We start from the raw sequence: 18,858 nt of genomic DNA, 5'->3' as shown, positions 1-18,858 counted from the left end.
TTTGATAGGAGAAGCAAAATAGATGGATTTTTTTTATGAATAAACTTAAGCCGCTCGGTTTTATTTTCTTAATCATAGTTCTATTTTGTTTCTGCATAAACATAGAGTTAACTAATCAGATCAACCGTATAAATCTATTTCAGACTAATATTGATATACGAAGTTTCGAGATCACGAATACCTCCCTTGATATGGCTCCTTGGTATAATCCCATTTTAAATGGCCATTATATAATTGAGCAGCCAACAGCTGATTTTTTACTTATCAAAACCACTGATACCCAATTTGTAGCAGCTGATTCTAATAAGTTAATCATGATGACGCTCGCATCACCCATGAACTTTTTATTTTTATGTATATTGATATTTGGCTCAGGTATCTACTTACGTAGAGAACGTAGAAAACGTCATTATAAAAATCAAATAGCGGAGCTTAACCGCCAAGCCAATAGTTTACTTACGGCATTTAATTTACAAGTTACGCCACCAGAGAATCCTATGGGTGTAAGCAGCTTAAGCCAATCTATAAATAGCTTAAACTCACATGTAGTTAATTATGTAAAACAAACTCAAACAAGTATTTGTCAAGATAAACTGACGCAGTTAATTGACCGCCATGCATATATTGAGCACATAGACAGACAAATAAATCATGCTAATCAGGAAGATCTCAAGTGTGCGCTTCTATTTATCGATTTGGATGGCTTTAAACAAGTAAATGACTCGTATGGCCACAGTTTTGGTGATGAGATATTAGTTCAAGTGGCCAGTCGACTTGCAAATGTTTTACGTCACCATAAGTTAAGTAATATTAATAGCGCTAACCAATTAGAGCAAAATTTATCAAGGTTAGGAGGGGACGAATTCTCCATATTTATAGAACTACTCGATGATAGCGACAGAGTTGTTGACATAGCGAAGCACGTGCTAAGTGAGCTTGAAAAAGACTTTGTGCTTGGCAATAAAATAGTCAAAATTAGTGCCAGTATTGGTATCGCGGCTTACCCAGAAAGTGCGTCAACCCCACAAGCACTTTTACAATTAGCTGATGTTGCTATGTACAGAGCTAAGAGCGATGGTAAAGGAGTATTTAAAGTTTACTCGCCAGAAATGGGTAACAAAATGCGCCGTTATCATTATTTACTCGAAGAATTGCGTTTAGCGCTCGCGTGTAAAGATTTTTACTTATCTTTTCAGCCAATTGTACATGTTGAAGATTGTATGATTGATTATTTTGAAGCGCTTACACGCTGGGACCACCCGGTTGAAGGTATGATCCCACCTTCAGAATTTATTCCAATAGCAGAAGAGTCGAATTTAATATTAGAGCTTGGCGATTGGATTATGCTTGAATCGTGTCGGCAAATGGCTGCATGGCATAATGCAGGTATGCGCAAAGTAAAAATATCTGTTAACGTTTCGGGCATTCAGTTAAAGCACCGTGATATTTATGATTGGATAATGAAGAAGCTAAAAAAAACCGGCTTACCGGCGACGTCTCTAATGCTTGAAATTACCGAATCAACATTTATTCAAGCCAGCCCTAGAATAATTAAAGAGCTAAGTAGATTAAGAGAAGAAGGCATCACTATTGCAATTGATGACTTTGGTACAGGTTTTAGCTCGTTGAGTACATTAGCGGATTTACCAATTGATGTTATTAAAATTGATCGCTCGTTTATAGCTCAAGCCAATAAAAGCCAAAAATACAATGATATATTAAATACAATTAGTGAACTTGGACAGAAGCTGGGCCTTAAAATTGTAGCTGAAGGCGTTGAAGAAATAGGGCAGTTTGAGCTTGTTAAAAAAATGGGGGTGAGCTCTGTTCAGGGGTATTTAGTAAGCCGACCTGAGTCATCAGCTAATGTAGGCAATAAAGTATTACGTAATAACACCAGTAATCTTTCTGCATCGGGTACAAGTGCGTGGGATATTGTTAGTTAGTTAGTTAGTTAGTTAGTTAGTTAGTTAGTTAGTTATTTTACAAATAAAAATGCCACTCTAAATAGAGTGGCATTTTTTGTTTAATCAGTAATTATTGTATTAAAGATCAAATGTGCGTGAAACAGCAAGTACAATACGCTCATCAGCATAGTCGTAGTCAAGGCTTGTATTTTCAGCTGCCACTTCAATACCAAACCCTTCGTAGCTTGTTTGGTATGCCAAGCGATAGTGGTAATATGATTTGTCTCCCTTAATATCATCCCACTCATACTTATCACCATCAAGTGAGTTTGAAATATCAAAGCTGGCACGTAGTGCATGATTAGGAGCTAGCTCATAAGTGTGTGCTATCATCGAAATAACGTGGCCTCCACCTTGACCAAAGTAATCCCAGCTGTACCAAAAGTTAAGCTCAGTTTGGCCGTATTCACTTGCATAACCAAACTTAGTGTAAGCTTCAGCGTAGTTACCGTCACTGTTATTACCTTGATAAGTGTAATAAGCAATACCGTAATCAACGCTAAATTGCTCATCAAGTTGTACATATTTACCTAAGTAAGCATCAAGCTCAAAATCAGTGTCGTCACCAAAATCTACGTTTGAAGCCCAAACACCAGCGTAAACACCACTATCAAAGGCATAATCTAAGCTGCCTTGAATTGCAGGGTCGCTATCGGTCTGTGTTACACCATTAAAAGTGTAGTCAGACGCCGCAGTGATTGTTGTTGACCAATCAGCTGCTGCAGTTGTTGATAAAAGTGCAAATGGTAGTGCTACTACAAGTTGTTTTAGTTTGTTATTCATTATTAATCTCTAGTGTACTGTGTCTATTTTTGTGTAATCAATTGCGTTTGCTTTTGGTGAGCTATCTATATTCGTTACTGTTTTAAATTTACTGTAACCAATAAAAGCTGCACAGATAAAGAACAAGCCAATAACTAATGCGCCTACCCACTGAATTTGTAAAAATTCTAATTTAAACAATAGTGTAAGTAATGATAGAGCAACAACATTTCCGATTATGTATTTCATTTTGCCAAAACGCTTTACGGTAAAGTTTAGGTTATCTGTATATAAACGCACTAACGAATCAAGTGAGTTAATTACAAATACAATACCTACAAATACCATAGCGAAGTTTTTAATACCTTGAGTTGGGATGCCCGCTTCATGGTAGTGATAAAGTACGCTAAACCAAATCGCAATAGGAATAGAAGGGAAAATCAACATTGCAGCTAATACTTGGTATGTTTTAAGTCCACCAACAAAGCGTGATGTAAATTGACCAATCATTATGCTCCACGCAAACCACCAGAATAAGTAAAACTCATGGTAATCATTAAGCGGTAAAACAAATTCATTAATGTTTGCAAAGTAAGTACCAATAGAACCTAAGTTATCTGTAAATGCTGACATTTGACTATCACCTATTACAAATGCGCCAGCCCACATAAAGGCGATTAAGGCTAAGAATAACCACGTAGTAGAGATACTTAAAATACGTACATATTTAATGTCAGTACTTGAGTACACAGCAAAACAAATAGCCGCGAATACAATTAAATAAAACTCAGAAACTATACTTGTTCCATCGCCTAATACGGGTAAATACCATGGTAGGTTTGTAAGCAGTAAATAAGCGGTAAATGCACATGTACCAATAATTACAACGTTATTGATAAATTTAACCCAAGGAATTTCGAAAAATTTCACTTTAGGTTCTATTACACAGAAATAAAAGCACGTAAGAAAGTAAAATCCCCAGATCAAAAATCCCCAGTAGCCAAACTCAATAGCCAGTGGATTTGCAAACGCGTATTCTGGGCTTGCTTTTATGTCTGCATAACCTGCAAACTCAGTTAAAGGAAACATAATTAGGCCAACATCAAGGCCAGAAGTAAATAGTATTGCTATAAACGTAAAGGTTCTAACTGGTGTTACACCTACTACGCGAACATTACCCCATTTAATTAAAATAGTGATAATAGCAAGTAAGGTAAAAATGATGCCTGCATTAAGCCAAATAGTCATTGTTACCCTCCAATAATGAATAAAAATAATTCATAAGCACTCCGTATTTTATTGTTTTATTCTCGCATTAACACAACGTAACCTATTTACATCGTGTGCCACTGCAAGGCACGCAACGGTTTAGCCCTACGAGGCTAAACCTGAGCATGTGGCTAAAATTAGATCTCCGAGCTACGTTGTGTTTCTTGCCAATCTGTTGTTATGGCAACATTCACATCCGATTTCTGTAATGGTTCTTTACCTAAAATTATGTCAGCTGCTTTTTCAGCAACCATAATAGTAGGCGCATTTAAGTTTCCGTTAGGAACTGTTGGGAATATAGATGAGTCAACAACACGTAGTCCTTCAATACCATGTACTTGCGTATTTGAATTAACAACGGCCATATCATCTTCACCCATTTTGCATGAGCAAGAAGGGTGGTAGGCACTTTCTACGGCTTGGCGTACAAAGGCATCTATTTCTTCATCTGTTTGAATATGTTTACCTGGTTGAATTTCTTCATCGCGGTATTCATCAAAGGCACTTTGTTCGATTATGTCGCGTGTTAAGCGAACGCACGCTCTAAAGCCTTCAATATCGTCTTGGTGTTCAAGGTAATTAAATAAAATGGTTGGTGGTTGCTCAGGGTTCGCAGAAGCAATAGTGACACTACCGCGACTTTTTGGTTTGTTATGACCCACATGTACCTGAAAACCATGACCTGCAAATGCACTTCTACCATCGTAACGCATAGCCGCTGGTAAAAAGTGATATTGAATATCTGGCCATTCAACACCTGGTTTTGAGCGAATAAACGCACACGATTCAAAATGATTCGTTGCACCTAAACCCGAACGCGTTAATAACCAGCGCGCACCAATCAACCCTTTTGAAACAATGCCTAGTTTGCCGTTAAGCGTGATAGGTTGCTTACACTTGTATTGAAAGTAAAACTCAAGATGATCTTGTAAGTTTTGACCTACACCTGGTAGATGATGCTGTACTTCAACGCCTGCTTTTTCAAGCGATTGAGTATCACCAATACCAGAGAGTTGTAAAATATGTGGAGAGCCGATTGGGCCTGCACTTAATATTACGTCTTTTGCAGCATGTGCTGTTTTAACGTCGCCATTTACTTTGTATTCAATGCCTGTGGCTTTTTTACCATCTAAAATCACGCGCTGTGCTAGTGCACCTGTAATAATTGTTAAATTACTACGCGATTTAACAGGGTCTAAATACTCACGCGAAGCAGAGCTGCGCACGCCGTCTTTTACAGTCATGTGCATTGGGCCAAAACCCTCTTGCTGCGATGCATTATAATCATCTGTAGACGCGTAACCGGCTTGTACACCTGCTTTGATAAAGGTGCGGTAAAGCGGGTTTTTCATTTCGTTGCCGTTATTAACGCCAAGCGGGCCTTTGCCACCACGGTAAGTATTTTCACCAAGATAAAAGTTTTCTGCTTTTTGAAAATACGGTAAACACGATTGGTAATCCCAGCCGTTTGCACCGTGTTGCTGCCATTCGTCAAAATCTTTTGCATGGCCACGTACGTATACCATGCCGTTGATAGATGACGAGCCGCCTAATACTTTGCCTCGAGGACAATGCATTTCACGGTTATCTAAATGAGGCTCGGGCTGGGTATGAAACTGCCATGCGTATTTGTCACTATTCATAGGAATAGATAACGCGGTTGGCATTTTTATAAAAATACTTTTATCGCTACCGCCAGTTTCTAGTAGTAACACGCGGTTACTTGAATCTTCAGATAAGCGGTTTGCTAAAACACAGCCCGCCGAACCCGCGCCAACAATAATATAGTCGTAATGATTACTCATAGTAAGGCGCCTTAAAATGGGCTTTCTATGTCGGCCATACCAACATAAATAGACTTAGTTTGCGTGTATTGATCAAGAGTTTGTATACCATTTTCACGGCCAATGCCCGATTGTTTATAACCGCCAACTGGCATTTCAGCAGGTGAGTTACCGTATGCATTAATCCAACAAATACCAGCTTGTAACTTATGGATAACGCGGTGCGCACGTTTAATATCGCTAGTAAATACGCCTGCGGCTAAGCCTAGGTGAGTTGCGTTAGCGCGTGCAATAACATCGTCTTCGTCGTCAAAAACAAGCACGCTCATTACAGGGCCAAATATTTCTTCTTTAACGATTGTCATATCGTCATTGCAATCAATAAACACAGTCGGTGCTACAAAATAGCCATTAGGTGCAGATTCAGGTGAAAGCGTTGTACCACCAGTTAATAGCGTTGCACCTTCTTCGATGCCTTTATTCACGTAGCTCATTACTAGTTCTTGGTGCTTTTTAGAGATAAGTGCGCCAAAGTTTGTATTTAAATCTTGTGGGTCGCCAGCAATAATGTTTTTCTCAGTGCGCGCTTTAAGTTCATCAATAAACTGCTGATATACATTTTTATGAACGTAAATACGTGTACAGTTAGTACAAATTTCGCCTTGCGTATAAAAGTTACCTAACATAGCAGCGCTAACCGCTTGCTCTATGTTGGCATCATCAAATACTAATAGTGGAGATTTACCACCAAGTTCCATCGTGACATCTTTTAACGTACCGGCAGCACTCGCTACTACTTTTTTACCTGTGCCTACTTCACCCGTAAACGATACTTTATCAATATCGCTATGCTGCGTTAGCCACTGGCCTACATCGCCTGCGCCTTGAACAACATTAAACACACCTGCAGGTACGCCAGCTTCAACAAATACTTCTGCAAGTTTAATTGCGCCAAGTGGTGTTTCTTCAGATGGTTTGAATATAAATGCATTACCAGCAGCAAGGGCAGGGCCCGACTTCCAACATGCAATTTGTAGTGGGTAGTTCCATGCACCTATACCCGCACAGATACCTAATGGCTCTTTACGTGTGTAGTAAAAGTCATCACCAACCATTTGTTGTTGGCCTACTTGTGCTGGCGCAAGGCCTGCAAAGTATTCAATTACATCAGCGCCGGTTTCAATATCAACACAATTAGCTTCTTGCATTGGTTTGCCGGTGTCGAGTACTTCTACGAGTGCTAGCTCATCATTGCGCTCGCGTAAAATAGCCACTGCTTTTAATAAAATACGACTACGTTCAATAGGTGTCATTGCTGACCACTGTGCAAAACCTTGCTTTGCACTGGCAATGGCTGCGTTTTGAATAAATTCGTCGGCAATTTCTACTGCGTAAATAACCTCACCCGTTGCTGGGTTTGTTACATCAAATGTTTTGCCGCTCTGGTTTGCAAGAAAATGGCCGTTAATAAAATTTTGATAGACAGGTGTAGTCACGCTAGGCTCCATATTGCTTGATAAGTGAAAGTACATAGCTTTTTGCTAACTTTTCACTGTGTTTAAACTGATTATTGTCTGATTTACTCAGTACTGCTCTTAACCATAGGCCATCGATCATTGCGGCGCTAAGTTCTGCAGCTTGCTTTGCTTGCTCAATAGGCATTAATTGCTTAAAAGAAAATGCTAAATTACTTTGCAAGCGTTTACTGTTTACGTTTTGTAGTCTGTGTAATTCTTCATCATGCATCGATTGCGCCCAAAAACTTAACCACGTTCGGGTTGTATCATTACGCTGTTGTACAAGCGCAAAGTTGGCTTCGATAATAATCATTAAACGTTCAATGGCATTCGTTTGGTTATTTACTTTACTTATCAAGCCTTGTTTTAAGCTTGTTAGTAAGTATCTAACAGTGGCTTCAATTAACCCCTGCTTACCATTAAAATAATGACTAATGATGCCTGACGATAAACCGGCATTTTTACTAATGCTGTTTATAGTTGTGCCTTGTAGTCCATTAGTTGCAACTGACTCTATAGTCGCGTCAATTAGCTGCTGACGTCTGACAGGTTCCATTCCGACTTTAGGCATAATTTTTATTAATTGAACGTTCAATAAAGATAAGCTTAAGGTAATAGCTCTAACAATTCAAGGCTGAAGTAAATATCTAGATGCCAAAATGTAGATTAATCATTAATAAAAGCGAAACTAATGCGATAAAGAAGATAAGGTTTTACTTTGTTTTATTTTATTTAAAACAAAGGCTTGTGAATTTAATTTTGAAATTAAATAATAGTAATGATTTGTTTACAGCAATAAATGAATAAAATGTCAAAAAACCATTAGAGCAATAATAGTTAGAGTACTAATAGTATTATTTTGATACAAAAGCGCACTAAACCTGCAATTGCTTAGTGCTCTAATAAATTTATATAGAGAGTAAAATTTGTGGTTTTATCGTTTTAAAGCGGTTGGTATTGAAGGTCAGGCATTATTAATAACGCCTTTAAAAAGTAGGGGGTAACGTCTTAGTCTATTGCCAATGTAGTCATCAGCTAAAATTTGCTGGCAAATGAAATCAATATCTTTGCTTGCTTCAAATACCCAATCAAAGCGCTCTATAGCCAGTAAAAAACCACGCTTTAAATGAGTTTGAGAACGGTACTGTTCTAGGTTGTCTTGAATAATAGAGACTTTACTTGGATTAGCTTTAAGCTCTTCTACTACTTGATTAATAAAAGTAGTATTGAGCTTACTGGTCGGGCGGTGTCTTAGTTTTCGTGGGTGCATTAGCTCTCGTTTGCAATGTTATATAATTTTTTCAAAAAGTCGTCTTTATGCTTTTCATGTTCGTAGTCAAGGTGGTAAGTATTATGAAAACCAAAACGCAGTTCTACGCCGCTACCTTGTAGATATACGGTGTAACCGTCTACGTCTGAATATGCAGTAACTCCCTGATAATGTTTGCCTTCATCAGTCATTTCACCTTTTTGAATTATGCGTTCATATACGGCTAAAATCTGTTTATTGTCGAGTTCGTTTTTCATGTTTTATACCTTTTATTAAAAAGCTAATACGATATAGATATGAGGGTCGATCATCTTAAAAACAATAGCTAAAAAAGTGTGATATTACTTTGTAATTTCGCTTTTTTAAATTATGCTCAAAACTCATTTATTGTTGAGCTTAGAGCATGATAGACAAGGCGTTACTACTAAAAACTCGTGAGTTATCGGATCAATTAATTGCATTGCAAACGCCAATTAGGATACTCGATGCTATTAATTGGGATAAACAAACTAAAGAGGAGTTTTTTAGACAAAAATGTCAAAAAAATCCACTGATCGATCGTGCATACTATCAACAGCGCGATCTTGGTTTTGTACCTAGCGAGTTACGCCAAGCGTTTTCTACTTTGCACCGTAACATTATTAACCAATTGGGGCAGTTAAATCCCATAGCTCAATACATGGGAAAAATGTGCACAGAGTATAAAACAGTATTAAGTATGCTTGAGTATCGTGGAACGCCAGAGTTTCATGACTTATCGGTGGAGTTATTTGGTCACCCTAAAGATTTATTTCATGCCGGTGAGCCCTCACTTTCTGAGCTAGCTAATATGCTAGATAAACCGCTGCAAAATTTACTTATAGCCGACATACTGCCTGACGACCCTAAAAATATTGATGCTGTTGATGCAGTGCGTATTTTGTCTGAGCAAGTAAATGCCAGTATGGCAGGCATAAATGTAGAGGTAATGCTTAGCGATGGTATTGTCAGTGATGCAGCCGCAGGTGCTAATAATATAAAGCTTAATCAAGATGTTAAGTTTTCGCAGCGTGAACTTGATATCTTAGAAGTTCACGAAGGGTGGATACACGTAGGTACCACTCAAAATGGTTTAGCACAGCCGTATTTAACATGTTTAAGTAAAGGCACACCTAGCTCCACTATTACCCAAGAAGGCTTAGCGGTCCTTACCGAAATTATTACATTAAAATCGACCCCAAGGCGTTTATCTAAATTAGTAAATCGTATTCAAGCTGTTACAAAGGTAATTGATGGTGCTGAGTTTGTAGATATTTACCGTGATTACGTAGCGCAGGGTTTATCAAAAGATGACAGTTACACATTAGCGCAGCGTGTATTTAGAGGCAGTACGCCAACAGGTTTGCCTTTTACAAAAGATATTGCCTACATTAAAGGCTTTGTATTGGTTTATAACTTAATACGCGTTGCAATACAGCTTGGTCGAATAGATAGACTCCCTTTATTACTGGTAGGTAAAATATCAATAGATGATTTTAGATTAATATCGCAGCTTCATGATTTAGGTGTAATAGAGAGTCCACAATTTGTGCCACCACACTTTAAAGATTTACGCGGTTTGGCAACTTGGTTGAGCTTCGGTCGTTTTATTGGCGACTTGTCGTTTGAAAAGTTAGAAAACGATTATAAACCGTTATTTTTATAATTAATCAACATAACTTACCGACATAAAAAAAGCCCATAACGGGCTTTTTAAATAAAGTACTTTAGGTTTTGCTATCGAGCGTTGGTGCTTTCAAATATTTTGTCAGCTGAGGCTGCAACAAAACCAGTATAAAGCTCACCGTCGGCTTTAGGGTAACGAATAGCAAACTCATAAAAACAGCTAGGGATGCTCATATCACCGTCACTAAAGGTAACAGAGTATTCATCAGCAAGTGTTGACGATTGCTCTAGTAACACCTCTGGTGAGCCTTTAACTTCGCCGCCTGACGTATTAAGCGAAAAGCCAGCATCTTTTAGGGCTTGGTTAACATCATGAATGTTATCAAACTTAGCAAGCGTATTAATATTTACGGTAAAGTGATTGGCGCGGTAGCCCCACGCCGACATCCACGCTGCATATTCGCTTTCAGCTAGCAGTTGTTTGTAAGTATCGGTGCTTACTTGCCAATGCGTGCCTGAATATAAAAAGTTGTCTGCTGTAACTGCACTTTCGTCAATTTGACTTACCATATCTGTCACGATGGCTTGTAACTCTGGCGAGCATTTTTCTACTAATAGTTCAGAGATAAATACTTTTGGCTGATTAGGATCGCTATGCTCATAGTGTTTTGCGTAAAGTTTTTTAGCTTCAAAGTGGTACTCACTACATTCTTTGTAACCAATTGCTAAAAAGTGAGCGGCGAGCTTTTCAAGACTCACTTTTTCTATATTAAATGTACGCAGCGCAATATGATCGTTAATGATGTCATCTTTTTGCGTTGAACCTAAAAGGTCATGAATTTTATCTGCCGATGGAGTTACGTTTAAATAGTTTTCCCAAAGGTTCTCAAATAATGTATTTACATCAGTATGCATGTTAAGTCCTTAAATCTAAAATTTGGTTTTATTGCTTATTCAATTACTAAGCCCGGCGCTAGGGTTTGCGGTAAGCTCACTTTGTTTGACTCCACAGATGCTACAGGATATGCGCAATAATCGGCGGCATAGTATGCACTTGCTCTGTGATTACCACTGGCGCCAATACCGCCAAATGGAGCTGCACTAGAGGCACCCGTAATAGGGCGGTTCCAGTTAACAATACCGGCACGAATGCGCTTTAAAAAGTGAGTGTAGTCATCTTCACTGTCGCTAAGTAAACCTGCAGATAAACCAAAGCTTGTGTTGTTAGCTTCAATAATTGCGCTGTCAAAGTCGGTATAACGATACACTTTAATTAGCGGTCCAAAATGCTCTTCATCTGGCATGTCAGTAATGCTTGTTACATCAATAATACCCGGGCTTACAAAACCTGTGCCTGGTTTTAATTGCTTAAGTTCAACAAGGATTTGTGCACCTTTTGAGACTAATTCACTTTGCGCGGCAACCATACCCAGTGCTGCTTTTTCGCTTATCATTGCACCCATAAAAGGCTGCTCTGTAGCAAAACTGTCGTCTACAACTATGTTTTTAGTTGCGCTTATTAGCTTTTCTAAAATAGCATCGCCGTTGGCTGATTTTTCAATAAATAAGCGACGTGCACACGTACAACGTTGGCCTGAGGTAATAAAGCCTGATTGAATAATATCGTGCACAGAAGCGCTTACATCACTCACATCTTTTACAATAAGAGGATTATTGCCGCCCATTTCAAGTGCTAAAATTTTGTCAGGGTGTCCTGCAAACTGTTTATGTAATAAGTGGCCTGTGTTTGAGCTACCGGTAAAAAACAAGCCATCTATATTTTTATGAGAAGCAAGCGCTTTACCTGTTTCAATTTCACCTTGGACAAGGTTAATAACACCCGCGGGCAAACCTGCTTTTAACCAAAGTGAGAGGGTAAATTCTGCAACGTGCGGAGTCAATTCTGATGGCTTAAATACAACGGTATTACCGGCTAAAATTGCAGGAACAATATGCCCGTTTGGTAAATGCCCCGGAAAGTTATACGGGCCAAAAATAGCCACAACGCCATGCGGTTTGTGTCTAATAAACGCTTTAGCACCGGGCATTGGGTTTTCAGTTGTACCTGTACGCTCATGGTACGCTTTTACAGATATAGCTACTTTGCCTGTCATTGCGCCCACTTCGGTGCGGGTTTCCCATAATGGCTTACCCGTTTCGCGTGCAATAATAGTAGCAAATTCTTCGCTGTGTTCTTTTAATTGTGCTGCGAAGTTTTCTAAAATGGCGATACGCTCTTCAAGCGGTTTGTCTGCCCATTGTAATTGCGCAGCTCTGGCTGCTTTTATAGCAGAATCTACTTGCTGGGCGTTTGCGCCATTACCTTGCCATACAACATCGCCATTACTTGGGTTGATTGACTCAAATGCTGGACCAAGTCCCACATGCCACTGATTATTAATTAGGTGTGTATTCATAAATTATTTACAGGCGGAAAAATCGCGCTGCATCTCCTTGGCTTAAATTAAGCGCATTAGCCACATCTTGGCTAATGACGAGGGTATGTTTTGCATGATTGTAATGTGCTTCTTTGGTAAATGTTGCTCTAAAGCCACTTACGCCTTGATTACATACAGCCAGCGTATCAGAGCTATTTTGTGATATGTGATCAAGCTCGCCAATCGTAACAGGGCAAACTTGAGAGTCGCGAATGCTGCGAATATTACCAAGCTTTGCTTCAACTGTTGGGCCTGCATCAAATAAGTCAACGTAGCCTCTGTGCTCAAAACCTTCTTTTTCTAATAGTTTTAGCGCAGGTTTTGTTTTTTCATGCACATGCCCAATCACTGCTTGGGCTTTTTTACTAAGCAAGTTCACATAAATAGGGTATTTAGGCATTAACTCGCTAATAAACACCTTATCGCCTAAGCCAACTAAGTGATCCGCTTGTGGAAATTCGATACTAAAAAAGTGCTCTTGTAGCCATTGCCAAAAAGGAGAATGACCGTCTTCGTCGCTAACACCGCGCATTTCTGCGATAACAGTATCGGCAAAACGCTCGCTGTGCTGAGCCATAAACAAAAAGCGTGAACGAGATAAAAATCGACCCGTTAGGCCTTTACGGCTATTTTCGCGCAAAAATAATGTACATATTTCTGAGCAACCAGTGTAGTCGTTACACATGCTTAAAATATCAACGGTGTTATATACATTTAAAGTAGGCGAGTGGTGTACTGTTTTACCCAAATGATAATGATATAAAGGCACCGATAAACCTACTGCGGCTTCTATAGCGGTTGTGCCAATAACGTCACCTGTTTCACTGTCTTCTAAAACAAATAAATAGCTTTCATCAAGTGGCTGGTTAATGTTTTTGGCAAAGCTTTTTTCAGCACGTTCAATTTTTTCTTTAAGCTGTGTATCGTCCACAGGTAAAGAGGTAAACCCATGACCGGATTCAATCGCTATTTGTTTAAGCGCGTCAAAATCATTGGCAGTAATAGGACGTAATACTTGCATTTATTGCTTGCTCCAATAGCACGCCAGTAGGCGTGCTAATTTAAACTATATTAACCGTTTACTACGTCGCTAACGGCTTTTTCAAAGCGCGCTAAGCCTTCTTTAATATCTTCAAACGGAATAATTAAAGACGGTGTAAAACGAATTACATTCATACCCGCTACAAGATTCATCAAACCATTATTAGCACTGGCTACTAAAAAGTCGCGTGCGCGGCCTTCAAATTTGTCATTTAGTACTGCGCCAATTAATAAGCCTTTACCACGTACTTCGCTAAATACGTTGTATTTTCCGTTAATTGCGTTTAATCCGTCACGGAATAATTGCTCGCGCTCTTTAACACCGTTTAGTACGTCTGGTGTATTTACTGTATCAAATGCCGCTTCGGCCACAGCACAAGCAAGTGCGTTTCCGCCATAAGTAGAACCGTGAGTACCAATTTTTAAATGCTCAGCAATAGGTGTACGAGTGATCATAGCGCCAATGGGAAAACCACCACCCAATGCTTTTGCCGTTGTTAAAATGTCAGGAACAACCCCTAAACCTTCATAAGCGTATAAATCGCCTGTGCGGCCAACACCCGTTTGTACTTCATCAAAAATAAGTAACGCGTTATGTTTAGTACAAAGTTCACGTACTTTTTTAGCAAATTCATCTGTTGGTGAAATAATACCGCCTTCACCTTGTAATGGTTCCATCATAACAGCACATGTTTTATTGCTGATCAGCGCTTCAAATGCCGCTATATCGTTAAAATCACAATGTACTATGTCAGCAGGTTTTGGACCAAAGCCATCTGAATAAGCCGCTTGCCCGCCCACAGTTACTGTAAAGAATGTGCGACCATGAAAACCTTTATTAAATGCAATAATTTGCGTTTTTTCAACGCCATATACGTCCAATGCATAACGACGAGCTAACTTAAGCGCGGCTTCGTTTGCTTCTGCGCCTGAGTTTGCAAAGTAAACTTTATCAGCAAATGTTGCTTCAACCATTTTTTGAGCTAAACGAAGTGCTGGCTCATTGGTCATAACATTTGATAAATGCCAAACTTTTTCGCCTTGCTCTTTTAATGCTTTAACTAATGCAGGATGACAGTGACCCAAACAGTTAACGGCAATACCACCGGCAAAATCAATGAACTCATTGTTATTTTGATCCCAAACGCGTGAACCTTCACCACGAACTGGGATAATTGCTGATGGGTTATAGTTTGGTACCATTACGTCGTTAAATAAGTCTCTTGTTACTTGCATTTTTACACCTAAATTTAATGGGCTTAGATAAAAGATTAGTTGCTAACTCAAAGAAGAATATAGCCTTTATTCTTCAGCAAACACGTTATTATTTCTTATAGAGCTCATTATCGAAGGTTAGCTGTTAAAATTGCAGTGCTATTTTGTGAAAAATGATTAAAATAAAAGTCAAAATAACGAAGAAAATAACCATTATGATAACTCCACAAGATGAAAAGCTACTTTCTGTACTAAAAACAAATGCAAGAGCGAGTATTTCTGATCTTGCGCGAATGCTTGACTTGTCTCGTTCAACAGTACAAAGCCGAATGCTCAAATTAGAAGAAACCGGTGTGATTAAAGGTTACAGCGTTGATTACGGTGACGACTACCTTAGTAAAATGGTATCAGCTCATGTGTCTATAAAAGTAAGACAAAAATTAACGACTAAAACAAACATTGAGCTTAAGCAAATTGATGCTATTTCACAGCTATATGCCATAAGTGGTGAGTTTGATTTAATTGCTGTGGTACAGGCTCAAAATTTAGAACAGCTTAGTCATTTGTTGGACGATATAGGAAATCTTGATGGGGTGGAGCGCACAACATCTTCTGTTATTTTAGAAACTAAATTTAAGCGCTAGAGTTGGGTAGTTCCTTTGTTTTTAGTCGACTCGGTATACCTTAGGTTAATAATAAAAAGGCTAGGGTCTGTTGAACCTTCAAGGTTAAATTAACAGCCGCCAAAAGGTTCTTTCTAGGCGCTATTTTCTATTGGTTGCCTACATAGATGTAGGGTAGGGGCGTGAGCAGGGCGCGGAAGCTTTGCTCGGTTTTTACTTATTCTTACATGGATGTAAGCAATTAGAATAACGCAGGAGCAGTTATCGAGCACACTAGGTTATAAATCTTGCGCCGTAATTAAATAGCGCCTAGTGTGAACAAATTTTTATCCACAAAGATAAACAGACCCTAGATATAAATGCATTAATTTAAATATTGAAGCCATTGATAAGGTACAAAATTTTGTAAAGAAAATTTATGCTTTTTTAATATGCATAACTATACTTATTTTAATTTGTACATTATTTAGCAATGGATTATGCCCGCATATCTTTTTACTCTTTTGTTAGGTTTAACTGAGCCTCTCCAGTTTGGGACAAACTTACCCACCACAGCACCTAATAATGCAGTCAACCAAGTCGAGTGTATTTTATTTGAAATGGGAGCCCCTTTTCAGCTACAAACCTTGCCATGGTTACGTGCACGTCGAGAAGTAAAGTTAGAGCGCTTAGATGGATATTTCACAACCCATTTAATGCCTGAAATGAAAGCTTATGGACGTATATCATCCCCCATTTTTTAGAAAGCTGGTACTGGTTTACTCACCCAGAGAGCATTAATAAACCAAAAAATAAAATGCGTTATGGTGCAGTAAGAGGAAGTTATCAAGCAAATTGGTTTAAAACTCAGAATATTATTGCTGAGGTAGAAGTAAATTCATTAGAAGAAATAGTAAATGTAATGCACCATAAACGGATTGATAGAATCCTACTTGATTTAGACGATTTTGAATTAGCAGCCTCTAAGCTAGGGATTAATAAAGACGAGTACCAAAAAGAATTTTTTAGATATGTACCTTTGGGATTATTTGCTTCGCATTCACTTATCAAACGCCTTCCTGAATTTATGCAGCAGTTCGATGAAAATATAAATACTTGTGCGCAAGCTCCATTTTCACTATCAAAAAGTGAAGAAAAGCAAATACTTGATAGGCTCTACAGTAGCGCTAAAACCTTATTAAACTTACCTAATTTAGTCGAAGAAGTTCAAATAAGTAATGAGTCTCCTTTGAGTGAGCCTGAAATTAAGAAACGAGACCAGCTATGGATAAAAGAAAGTAAACACGTAGGGCATGCTGATGGGTTAACTATGCTTGATTTACCGTTATCTAAGGTATTTAAAAAATGGCAATCGCAGTTTAAAGGTGTTGTTACTGAGCTTATATTGACTGATAGCCAAGGAAAAAATATAGCAATAAGTAAGTTAACCAGTGATTACTGGCAAGGAGATGAAAATAAGTTTTCTAAAATATTTAAACAGTCAAAGGACTATAACTTTGATAGCGTTACATATGATGCATCAACACATCATTTTCAAGTACAGCTAAGTTTTCCTGTTTTAGATGATAATAATAGTCATATTGGAGTGTTGATTTTAGGTGTTGATGTAGAAAAAGCACTCCATTCGTCAAACGAAAAGAGTAACTAACTCGATACCTGTTACATAAGTTAGCTAAGCTTTAGAACTTTTGCTTAGCTAACATTATATTATGGATGTATTTTTTCTGAGGTCGGCTTTTTTCTTATAATTTCTTTTTTAGCTTCATCAAGCTTTATAAAATAAGCATTACCGCCAATACCTTTAAACTCTTCATCTGTAAATACAATAGTATTGTCATCAAAAAAAGTGATAGCTTCTTTTTGAGTAACAATCCCTAAATCTATTTTTGATACATCGCTAGAAAAAAACTTATCACCCTCAAAATTTTCGAATAGCCAAATACTGGTTGAATCAAGTAATATTAGTTTTTTACGATCAGGGCTTAAAGCGGCCGATGTTATCCAGCAGAGTTTTTCAAGCGTGGTACACGTTTTAAAAGAGTCAACTAACTCAGCATCAAAATTTGCTGCATGATCCCCCACTTTATAAACCTTAGTAATGCCATCGAAGGGCTCTGTGCGATTTTTAGTAAATAAATATAAATGGCGGCCGAGTGCTACAAATGCCTCTAAATCAAAATTACGATTATTGGGTTTTATTGGACTGCCATCCATTTCGGGGTAGGTAAACTTAATTATTTCTGCTTGAGTCGTATCTGTTTTTATATCTATCGGGTTTTCTATTTTATAAATAGTGAGCCATCTACGATCGTTTTTGTTATTACCAAAATCGCCTAAAAAGAAATGCCCAAATTTGTTTTGAGTCATGTCTTCCCAATCAATGTTTTTAGCGTTTTCAACTAAAATTTCTTTAGCAATAGAACCGTCTTTATTGAGTCGGTAAAGCTTAGGTTCATTGCCTCCATCGTTAATAGCCCATAAACGTTTGTGCTTATCAAATTCAATACCTGATATTTCTTTTAATTTAGGATCAACTGAGATTTCTTTTTTACTATAAAGGGTATAGATTGAAGAACCAACAAGTGTGGCTATTATTAAAAATATGGTGGCTATAGTTATAAAAATGCTTTTTTTCAACATGAAAATTATGATATTTCAGAGTATTAAGATGATGTGTATTATCGCTGATGAAAGTACATAACAAAAGAATTTTATAAATTTAGGTAATACTTATGGATTATTTAACTTTAAATTCGGTTAAATAAATAAAATGCAGTGTAAGCCTAGTTGGTTCAAAAATTGCTCTGTACTAGTTAGCTTTTTAAAATAGATTGTTTATACACTAACCGCACTTTTTAGGTGCAGAAAAAATGAATTGTTGCACTGTAATAATGCGTAAATAAAGTTTTGGTTAACTTAAAACGTGTTTAATGATTTTGAATGGAATCCACATCGCCTTTTTATTTAGTTGTATGGCCTGTGGCAAAGATTAAGTACCCTTTTCGGTTTAGTTGGAGCCTGCTATGTTGAATAAACGTTTTTTTAAAACAAAAAATGAAGCTGAAGTTACTTTTGAATTTTCTCATCCAGAGGCAGAAGAAGTTTGCTTATTAGGTGAATTTAATGATTGGCAACCAGTGCCAATGAAGCTTTACAAAAAACAAGGTGTGTTTAAATTTAAGCAACGCTTACCTATCGATCAACAATTTCACTTTCGTTATCTAATTAATGGAGATATTTGGGATAACGACCATCAAGCTGACGGTTATATCGGCAATACATTTGGCACAGAAAACAGCATAGTAAATACTCAACGCACTAATTAAGG

General features: G+C 37.9%; 18 protein-coding genes. 6 read left to right on the top strand and 12 right to left on the bottom strand.

The features are described 5' to 3' along the window. The first annotated feature begins 191 nt into the window (after positions 1-191). A complete protein-coding gene (locus ABX891_RS18550) occupies positions 192-1,946 on the top strand; it encodes a putative bifunctional diguanylate cyclase/phosphodiesterase (protein WP_502936058.1) in 1,755 nt (584 codons plus the stop codon). A 99-nt stretch (positions 1,947-2,045) separates the two neighbouring features. Here the strand turns inward: ABX891_RS18550 and ABX891_RS18545 are convergent, their stop codons facing one another. The 7 genes from ABX891_RS18545 to ABX891_RS18515 form a co-directional block, all read right to left on the bottom strand. Continuing rightward, positions 2,046-2,750 (bottom strand): TorF family putative porin, encoded by a 705-nt coding sequence (locus ABX891_RS18545; RefSeq protein WP_354630340.1) that lies wholly within the window; start codon positions 2,748-2,750, stop codon positions 2,046-2,048. 9 nt (positions 2,751-2,759) lie between these two features. Next, the gene (locus ABX891_RS18540; protein WP_165744717.1) at positions 2,760-3,977 is read right to left on the bottom strand and encodes a BCCT family transporter; all 1,218 of its coding nucleotides are present in this window, start codon (positions 3,975-3,977) and stop codon (positions 2,760-2,762) included. 158 nt (positions 3,978-4,135) lie between these two features. Further along, on the bottom strand, positions 4,136-5,803 hold the full coding sequence (gene betA / locus ABX891_RS18535; protein ID WP_354630339.1) for a choline dehydrogenase: 1,668 nt from the start codon (positions 5,801-5,803) through the stop codon (positions 4,136-4,138). 11 nt (positions 5,804-5,814) lie between these two features. Beyond that, entirely contained in the window at positions 5,815-7,278 is a 1,464-nt protein-coding gene (gene betB / locus ABX891_RS18530; RefSeq protein ID WP_002958619.1) for a betaine-aldehyde dehydrogenase, read from the bottom strand. Position 7,279: 1 nt separating this feature from the next. Beyond that, positions 7,280-7,855: a transcriptional regulator BetI gene (betI, locus tag ABX891_RS18525; protein WP_354630509.1), complete on the bottom strand. Its 576-nt coding sequence runs from the start codon at positions 7,853-7,855 to the stop codon at positions 7,280-7,282. Positions 7,856-8,263: 408 nt separating this feature from the next. After that, on the bottom strand, positions 8,264-8,569 hold the full coding sequence (locus tag ABX891_RS18520) for a hypothetical protein (protein ID WP_002958617.1): 306 nt from the start codon (positions 8,567-8,569) through the stop codon (positions 8,264-8,266). Continuing rightward, positions 8,569-8,826 (bottom strand): DUF3081 domain-containing protein, encoded by a 258-nt coding sequence (locus tag ABX891_RS18515; protein ID WP_008169639.1) that lies wholly within the window; start codon positions 8,824-8,826, stop codon positions 8,569-8,571. The genes ABX891_RS18520 and ABX891_RS18515 overlap by 1 nt, the downstream gene beginning before the upstream one ends. A gap of 146 nt (positions 8,827-8,972) precedes the next feature. Here ABX891_RS18515 and ABX891_RS18510 point away from each other — a divergent pair, with 146 nt between their 5' ends. Then, complete coding sequence (locus ABX891_RS18510; RefSeq protein ID WP_008169642.1) at positions 8,973-10,253, top strand: flavohemoglobin expression-modulating QEGLA motif protein; 1,281 nt, start codon at positions 8,973-8,975, stop codon at positions 10,251-10,253. Between the two features lie 71 nt (positions 10,254-10,324). On the opposite strand, the gene ABX891_RS18505 is transcribed toward ABX891_RS18510, so the two are convergent. Genes ABX891_RS18505 through ABX891_RS18490 form a run of 4 tightly spaced genes read right to left on the bottom strand, consistent with a single transcriptional unit; the run spans position 10,325 to position 14,928 of the window. Then, positions 10,325-11,128 (bottom strand): DUF1338 domain-containing protein, encoded by an 804-nt coding sequence (locus ABX891_RS18505; RefSeq protein ID WP_165744721.1) that lies wholly within the window; start codon positions 11,126-11,128, stop codon positions 10,325-10,327. Between the two features lie 35 nt (positions 11,129-11,163). After that, positions 11,164-12,630, bottom strand: a complete 1,467-nt coding sequence (astD, locus tag ABX891_RS18500) for a succinylglutamate-semialdehyde dehydrogenase (RefSeq protein ID WP_354630338.1) — start codon at positions 12,628-12,630, stop codon at positions 11,164-11,166. A gap of 7 nt (positions 12,631-12,637) precedes the next feature. Next, a complete protein-coding gene (gene astA / locus ABX891_RS18495; RefSeq protein ID WP_138490431.1) occupies positions 12,638-13,672 on the bottom strand; it encodes an arginine N-succinyltransferase in 1,035 nt (344 codons plus the stop codon). A 50-nt stretch (positions 13,673-13,722) separates the two neighbouring features. Continuing rightward, positions 13,723-14,928, bottom strand: coding sequence for an aspartate aminotransferase family protein (locus tag ABX891_RS18490; protein ID WP_354630337.1), 1,206 nt, complete (start codon positions 14,926-14,928; stop codon positions 13,723-13,725). Between the two features lie 194 nt (positions 14,929-15,122). Here ABX891_RS18490 and ABX891_RS18485 point away from each other — a divergent pair, with 194 nt between their 5' ends. The 3 genes from ABX891_RS18485 to ABX891_RS18475 all read left to right on the top strand — a co-directional run bounded on the left by ABX891_RS18485 (position 15,123) and on the right by ABX891_RS18475 (position 17,178). Next, a complete protein-coding gene (locus ABX891_RS18485; RefSeq protein WP_002958609.1) occupies positions 15,123-15,551 on the top strand; it encodes an Lrp/AsnC family transcriptional regulator in 429 nt (142 codons plus the stop codon). A gap of 458 nt (positions 15,552-16,009) precedes the next feature. Next, a complete protein-coding gene (locus ABX891_RS18480; RefSeq protein ID WP_354630336.1) occupies positions 16,010-16,273 on the top strand; it encodes a hypothetical protein in 264 nt (87 codons plus the stop codon). A gap of 53 nt (positions 16,274-16,326) precedes the next feature. After that, positions 16,327-17,178, top strand: coding sequence for a cellulose-binding family II protein (locus ABX891_RS18475; RefSeq protein ID WP_354630335.1), 852 nt, complete (start codon positions 16,327-16,329; stop codon positions 17,176-17,178). Positions 17,179-17,237: 59 nt separating this feature from the next. Here ABX891_RS18475 and ABX891_RS18470 read toward each other — a convergent pair whose 3' ends face one another. Continuing rightward, a complete protein-coding gene (locus tag ABX891_RS18470) occupies positions 17,238-18,170 on the bottom strand; it encodes a hypothetical protein (RefSeq protein ID WP_354630334.1) in 933 nt (310 codons plus the stop codon). 383 nt (positions 18,171-18,553) lie between these two features. Between ABX891_RS18470 and ABX891_RS18465 the strand changes: the two genes are divergently transcribed. After that, positions 18,554-18,856, top strand: coding sequence for an isoamylase early set domain-containing protein (locus tag ABX891_RS18465; RefSeq protein ID WP_354630333.1), 303 nt, complete (start codon positions 18,554-18,556; stop codon positions 18,854-18,856). Positions 18,857-18,858 lie beyond the last annotated feature (2 nt).

This window comes from Pseudoalteromonas sp. NCIMB 1079 (assembly GCF_040567695.1).
GTDB lineage: Bacteria > Pseudomonadota > Gammaproteobacteria > Enterobacterales > Alteromonadaceae > Pseudoalteromonas > Pseudoalteromonas distincta.
This window is presented reverse-complemented; position numbering and strand designations above follow the sequence as displayed.